This is a genomic window from Salinicola sp. (genome assembly GCF_982684285.1).
Genome location: NZ_CEXLVS010000083.1, coordinates 9,179 through 15,568 on the forward strand (window position 1 = coordinate 9,179; position 6,390 = coordinate 15,568).

The window sequence follows — 6,390 nt, forward strand, 5'->3', positions numbered from 1 at the left end:
ATGCGCGCGGCCGGGTCGCGTGGACAGCAGGCCGAGGCGGATATCTTCGAGGCGCACCGGGCCTGGCTGGACGACCCCGATCTGCGGGCGTCGGCGGAATCGAAGATCGCGGAGGGCGCCAGCGCCGGACGCGCCTGGTACCTGGCCCTCGAGACCGAGATCCAGCGCCTGCGTGGCAGCGGCAACGCGTTGCTGGCCGGTCGGGCCGACGATCTCCACGATCTGCAGCGTCAGGTCATGCAGCGCTGCGCTACCCACGACGCCGTCGCCACCACCGGACTCGAAGGGGCGATCCTGGTCGCGCGGGAAATGACCCCCTCGCAGTTCGTCGAGGTCGCGGGGCAGATCGGCGGGCTGTGCCTGGCGGGCGGCGGCTCGACCTCCCACGTCTCGATTCTGGCTCGGACACGAGGGTTGCCCTGTCTGGTGGCGATGGGGGATGCCCTGCTGGAGGCCAGCGGCGAACGGGTCTGCCTCGATGCCGACCGGGGGCGGCTGGAGCTGGCCCCCGACGAGCGGCGCCTGGCGGCGGTCGAGGCCGAGCAGGCGCGCCAGCGCCAGCGCTCCGAGGCCGACCTGGCCGTCGCCTTCGAGCCGGTGACGATGCGCGACGGGCGCCATCTTCATGTCGCCGCCAATATCGCCTCCGGCGCGGAGGCGCAAGGTGCCCTGGACGCCGGTGCCGACGGGGTCGGGCTGATGCGCAGCGAATTCCTGTTCCTGGCGCGGCAGGCCGCGCCGGATCTCGCCGAGCAGCAGGCCGAGTATCGCGCCGCCGTCGAGGCGATGGCGGGAAGGCCGGTGGTCGTCCGGCTGCTGGATATCGGGGCCGACAAGCAACTTCCCTACCTGGCGCTTCCCGCGACGCCCAACCCGGCGCTGGGGGAACGTGGCGCGAGACTGTGGCAAGCGCATCCCGAGATGTTCGACACCCAACTGGATGCGTTGCTGGAAGCGGGTCGCGGGCTGCCGGTCTGCGAGGATGGCCTGACGAGACTACGACTGATGGTGCCGATGATCGCGGACGTCGGCGAGCTGCGCTGGGTGCGCCGGCGGTTGGCGACGAGGGCTGCCGCGCTCGGCATCGAACGGCTGCCGTCGCTCGGCGCCATGGTGGAAGTGCCGACGGCGGCGCTCTGTGCCGGTACTCTCGCCGGCGAGGCGGATTTCCTCTCCATCGGCACCAACGACCTGACCCAGTACGCCCTGGCGATGGATCGTGAAGTCGCATCGCTGGCGGCGCGCAGCGATGTGCTGCATCCGGGGGTGCTACGTCTGATCGCCCTGTGTCTCGAGGGCGCCGGCGGTCGATGCCCGGTGGCGGTCTGCGGCACCGCGGCAGGTGATCCGCTGGCGGGGGCGTTGCTGGCCGCCATGGGCGTCGACGAACTCTCCGTCGAACCGGCGCGGGTGGCGGTGGTCAAGGCGACGCTGCGCAGGCTGGACGCCGAAGCGTTGGCGGCGCAGCTCCCGGCGCTGCTGGCACTGGACGATGCGGCCGCGGTGAGAGAGGCACTGGCAACGATGCTGGCATCGTCCGCCGAAGCGGCGACACCCGCCTCCGGCGACGCCACGACCTCCACCGACACGACAACAAGATCCTGAGGACTCGTCATGACCACCACCTTCGGTTCCCGGCTCATGGCCGGTCTGCAGAAACTCGGACGCTCGCTGATGCTGCCGATCGCGGTGCTGCCGGTGGCAGGGCTGCTGCTGCGCCTGGGCCAGCCCGACCTGCGCGACATCGGCTTCGTCGCCAACGCGGGCAATGCGATCTTCTCCAACCTGGCGCTGATCTTCGCCATCGGCGTGGCGGTCGGCTTCGCCGATGATGACAACGGCGCGGCCGGGCTGGCGGGGGTGATCGGCTACCTGGTGCTCAACGCGGTGCTGGAGACGCTGAACCCCGACATCAACATGGGCGTGCTGTCGGGCATCATTATCGGCAGCGTGGCCGGCGTGCTCTACAACCGCTACAAGGCGATCAAGTTGCCGGACTATCTGGCTTTCTTCGGCGGGCGGCGCTTCATTCCCATCGTCACCGGGCTCTCCGCCGTCGTGCTGGGCGGCCTCTTCGGTCTGATCTGGCCGCCGATCCAGCAGGGCATCGATCAACTGGGGCAGTGGCTGATCGACGCCGGCGATCTGGGCCTGTTCGTCTACGGCGTGCTCAACCGAATTCTGATCGTGACCGGGCTGCACCACGTGCTCAACAGCTTCGTGTGGTTCGTCTTCGGCAGTTTCGACGGCGTCACCGGCGATCTTAACCGCTTCTTCGCCGGCGATCCGACCGCGGGCAGCTTCATGACCGGCTTCTTCCCGGTGATGATGTTCGGCCTGCCCGCCGCCGCGCTGGCGATGTATCACGCCGCGCCGCGCTCCCGCCGGGCTCAGGTCGGCGGCCTGCTGCTGTCTCTGGCCTTGACCGCCTTCCTGACCGGCGTGACCGAGCCGATCGAGTTCTCGTTCATGTTCCTGGCGCCCGCCCTGTACGCGATGCATGCGGTTCTCACCGGTATCTCGATGGCGTTGATGGACATGCTCGACGTCAAGCTGGGGTTCACCTTCTCCGCCGGGGCGTTCGACTACGCGCTCTCCTATGGCCTCTCGACCAACGGCTGGATGATGATCCCGGTGGGACTTGGCTACTTCGCGCTCTATTACGGCATCTTTCGCTGGGCGATCGTGCGTTTCGACCTGCCGACCCCCGGGCGCGAGCCGGAACTGGCGACGACGAGCGTCAGCCACGACGCCGGCGAGCGCGGGCCCGCCTTCGTGACCGCGCTGGGCGGGGCGGCCAACATGGTCAGCGTCGGCGCCTGTACTACCCGGCTGCGGCTGGTGATGCACGACGATGCCGCGATCGACGAGCCAGCGCTCAAGGCGCTGGGGGCCCGCGGCATTCTGCATCTGCGCGGTGGTGGCCTGCAGGTGATCCTGGGGCCGATCGCCGATGCCGTGGCCGACGACATCCGAGTGGCGGTACGCGATCACGGCAAGACGCTGGAGACGGCGCCGGCGGTCGGGGACGATACGGTACCGACCGATGCCCGGCTCGACGAGGCGTCGCGCCAGGCGTGGATGGCGGCGCTGGGTGGCGCCGAGAACATTCGCCACGTCGCCGCGGTGGCCACCACCCGCCTGCGGCTGGAGCTGGGGGATCGCGGGAAAGTGGACGAGTCCGCGCTGGCGGGGCTGGGCGCCGCCGGTATCCAGGACCTGGAGCACGGTGTCGTCCATCTGGTGCTGGGGCGCCAGGCGGGGGCGATAGCCAACGGCATCGATACCAAGCCTGCCTGACGGGAGGCCCGTCCAGGCCCGGGCGGGACGTTTTCCGTACAGGGCATCGCGCCAGTCGCCGAATCGGCGGTTGGTGCTTTGCGTTCGGTCTTTGACACCGTTCGCCCGAAGCTCGAAGCTGCTATCGACAGCGCCCCGCAGCCGGCGCTTGTCGAAGCCCCATGCCGCCGACCCGAGGAGACTCCATGTCCCAGTACCTGATCGCCAGCGATCTCGACAACACGCTGTTGAATGCCGAGCATCGCGTCGATGCCCTGACCCGCGACACCCTGCAGGCGCTGTCGGCTCGGGGTCACGTGATCGCGCTGGCCTCCGGACGCCACTACCAGGATATCGCGGCGATCCGGCGCCAACTGGACATTCCCGCCTGGATCATCAGCAGCAACGGTGCCCATGTGCACGACACCGACGATCGTGTCGTCAGCGACACGCTGGTGCCCACGGAGCTGGTCAGGGCGCTGGTGGATCTGCCGCGACCGCCATCGGTCAGGCTCAATCTCTACACCCACGACCGCTGGTTGATCGATGCCGAAGCGCCGGAGCTGCTACCGCTGCATGCGATGACCGGCTTCACCTACCAGGTCGACGAGATGGCCGATCTGGACAGTGAGCACGTCGGCAAGGTGCTCTACATCGGCGAACCGGCGCTGCTGAAGCCGCTGGAGCTCACCCTGAGGGAGCGCCACGGCGAGGCGCTGCACATCACCTACTCGGCGGCCAACTCGCTCGAGATCATGCAGCGGGGAGTGAACAAGGCGACGGCGCTGAGCCGGGCGCTCAGGGCGCTCGATCTTCCTACCGAGAGAGCGCTGGCGTTCGGCGACAACTTCAACGACGTCGAGATGCTGACGCTGGCGGGTCACGCCTACGTGGTCTCCAATGCTCATCCCGACGTCATCGGACAACTGCCACGGGCGAAGACCATCGGCGCCCACCACGAGTCTGCGGTGGCGCATGCCCTGCGGGAGTTCTTCGCGCTCGAGTGAGGGCGCGACGGCGGGCTTCAGCGCGGCTCCGCGCGATCGTCCAGCCTGCGCAGCTGCTGCCAGACCTCGCGGCGGAGGTCGGCCAGCCGTGGCTGTTCGTCCCCCTCGAACGCGATCGGTCGAATCGTGCGCATGGCACGCAGCCCCAGGCGCGCGGTCAGCAGTCCGGCACCGAGGCCCTGCCCGGCGCGGGTGGACAGCTTGGCCGCCAGGTTCATCGACAGCAGGTCCATGCCGGCGTCGCTGACCATCTCGCTGGCACCGGCGAAAGCCATGTTGCGCAGGACTTCCCGGAACAGTCGCAGGCGGCTGGCATAGCCGAGCTGCAGGCCGTAGAGCGCGGCAATGCGGTCGAGCATGGCGATGTTGCGCCAGGCCATCAGGGACATGTCGACCAGCGTCAACGGGCTGACCGCGACCATCACGGCGGTCTCCCCGGACATCCGGGTCACCAGCCGTCGTGCCGCCCGATCGCGCGGATGCAGGAGATAGTGGGCGATCAGTTGGCGGGTCTCCTGGGCGGTGTGATGCGACTGATGAGCGGCGAGAAAGGATTGCCACTGGGGGTGGTCCCTGGGCAGGCCCATCTGCTCGCGCAACTCTCCGGCCAGGGTCAGCGGGTCCGTGTGGGGGGCCGGGGCGTCGTCGACCCACTCCTCGTCCAGTTGCCGGCGCAGGCGAGCGTGCCGGCGCAGCTTGCGCAGCCGCCAGAGTTCGCCGAACAGCGCCCGGGCGCCCAGGCCAACGGCAGTCAGGCCGATCAGACTCCAGGCGCCGGCGAGCCAGTCGCCGCCGAGCGTCGAGAGGTAGAGCGTCTGGGCGGCCTCCAGGGTGCCGAGGCCCAGCGCGCCGCCAAGGACGATCATCAATCCCCAGCGCCGTTTGCGCGGTGGCGCGATCGCGGCATCGATGGCGGGGGAGTCGGGGATCTCGTCCTGGTGGTAGGGGTCGCTCGCCTGGGTGGGCAGATAGTGCCGCGCGCCCTGAAGCGCGGTGGGCTCCCCGGGGGCGGGGGCATCGTCGAGGCTGAAGCGCTGTCCGGGCCGAGGATCGCTCATCGCAGTTTGTCTCCCATCAGCCACTCCAGGGCGGCATCCATGCGGATGTGAGGTAGCGCCTGGGATCGGCAGGGCGCCGGTCGAAAGGCAGTGAAGTCGAACCCCTGGCGTTGCCAGAACGCGTTCTCGGGGAGCCTGTCGGGGACGTCGCCGGGGTAGATCAGCACTGGCTCTCCGTCGAGACCGTGGCCGCGAAGTGCCGGCTGTCGCTTGCCGTCGCTCTCTATTTCCCGGGTCTCGGTGGCGCGTATCGAGGCCAGGGAGAACGCCCGCACCGGCACGTCCGCGTAGCGCAGGTCCTTGATCGGTTCGGCCAGCAGCGATTCGAGCAGCGCCACCAGGTTGGCATGCTGGTCCGGAGTGACGTGATCCGCCTTGGTGGCGGCGATCGCCAGGCGGTCGATGCGCGGCGAGAACAACCGGTTCATCAGGCTGCGCTTGCCGTAGTCGAAGCTCCGCATCAGGGTCGCCAGCGCGTCGGAGAGATCCTCGAAGCGCTCCGGGCCGGCGTTGAGCGCGCCAAGCACGTCGACCAGCACGATCTGGCGGTCGAAGCGGCGGAAATGCTCGCGGTAGAAGGGTTTGACCACATGCTGCTGATAGAAGCGAAAGCGCTTTTTCAGCGTCTGGTAAAGGCTGCCGGCGGGTAGCGCCTCGAGTGTCTGGCGATCAGACTCCCCGACGCCCGGTAGCGGAAAGAACTGCAGCACCGGGGCTCCCTGCAGGTCGCCGGGGAGCAGGAAGCGGCCCGGCTGCAGGTGGGAGAAGCCGGCTTCCCGCGCGCTGCGCAGCGAGGCCGCGTAGTGCTCGGCGAGTTCGGCCAGGCGGGATTCGTCCACTTCCTCGTCGGGGCGATGCCGGTCGCGCGCCGCGCGCCAGGCTTCGGCATGCTGCCGGCGCTCCGGCCCCGTTCGTCGGAGCTGGCTTTCACTCCAGCTGAGAAAATCGTGCTCGAGCAGCGGCAGATCCAGCAGCCACTCGCCAGGGTAGTCGATCAGGTCCAGCGTCAGCGTCGCCGTGTCGCCCAGCAGGCCGCGAGCGCGCCG

General features: G+C 69.0%; 5 protein-coding genes. 3 read left to right on the forward strand and 2 right to left on the reverse strand.

The window, feature by feature from the left end:
* From AC3AYF_RS09235 to AC3AYF_RS09245, 3 genes are all read left to right on the forward strand, one after another.
* Positions 1 to 1,605, forward strand: a 1,605-nt coding sequence (locus tag AC3AYF_RS09235) for a phosphoenolpyruvate--protein phosphotransferase (protein WP_487779653.1), incomplete at its 5' end; no start/stop codon positions are given.
* 9 nt (positions 1,606 to 1,614) lie between these two features.
* Positions 1,615 to 3,300: an N-acetylglucosamine-specific PTS transporter subunit IIBC gene (nagE, locus tag AC3AYF_RS09240; protein WP_487779654.1), complete on the forward strand. Its 1,686-nt coding sequence runs from the start codon at positions 1,615 to 1,617 to the stop codon at positions 3,298 to 3,300.
* A gap of 185 nt (positions 3,301 to 3,485) precedes the next feature.
* A complete protein-coding gene (locus AC3AYF_RS09245) occupies positions 3,486 to 4,286 on the forward strand; it encodes a Cof-type HAD-IIB family hydrolase (RefSeq protein ID WP_295035091.1) in 801 nt (266 codons plus the stop codon).
* Positions 4,287 to 4,303: 17 nt separating this feature from the next.
* On the opposite strand, the gene AC3AYF_RS09250 is transcribed toward AC3AYF_RS09245, so the two are convergent.
* Positions 4,304 to 5,344 (reverse strand): YcjF family protein, encoded by a 1,041-nt coding sequence (locus tag AC3AYF_RS09250; protein ID WP_295035093.1) that lies wholly within the window; start codon positions 5,342 to 5,344, stop codon positions 4,304 to 4,306.
* Positions 5,341 to 6,390, reverse strand: a 1,050-nt coding sequence (locus tag AC3AYF_RS09255; RefSeq protein ID WP_487779655.1) for a YcjX family protein, incomplete at its 5' end; no start/stop codon positions are given. The genes AC3AYF_RS09250 and AC3AYF_RS09255, both read right to left, overlap by 4 nt.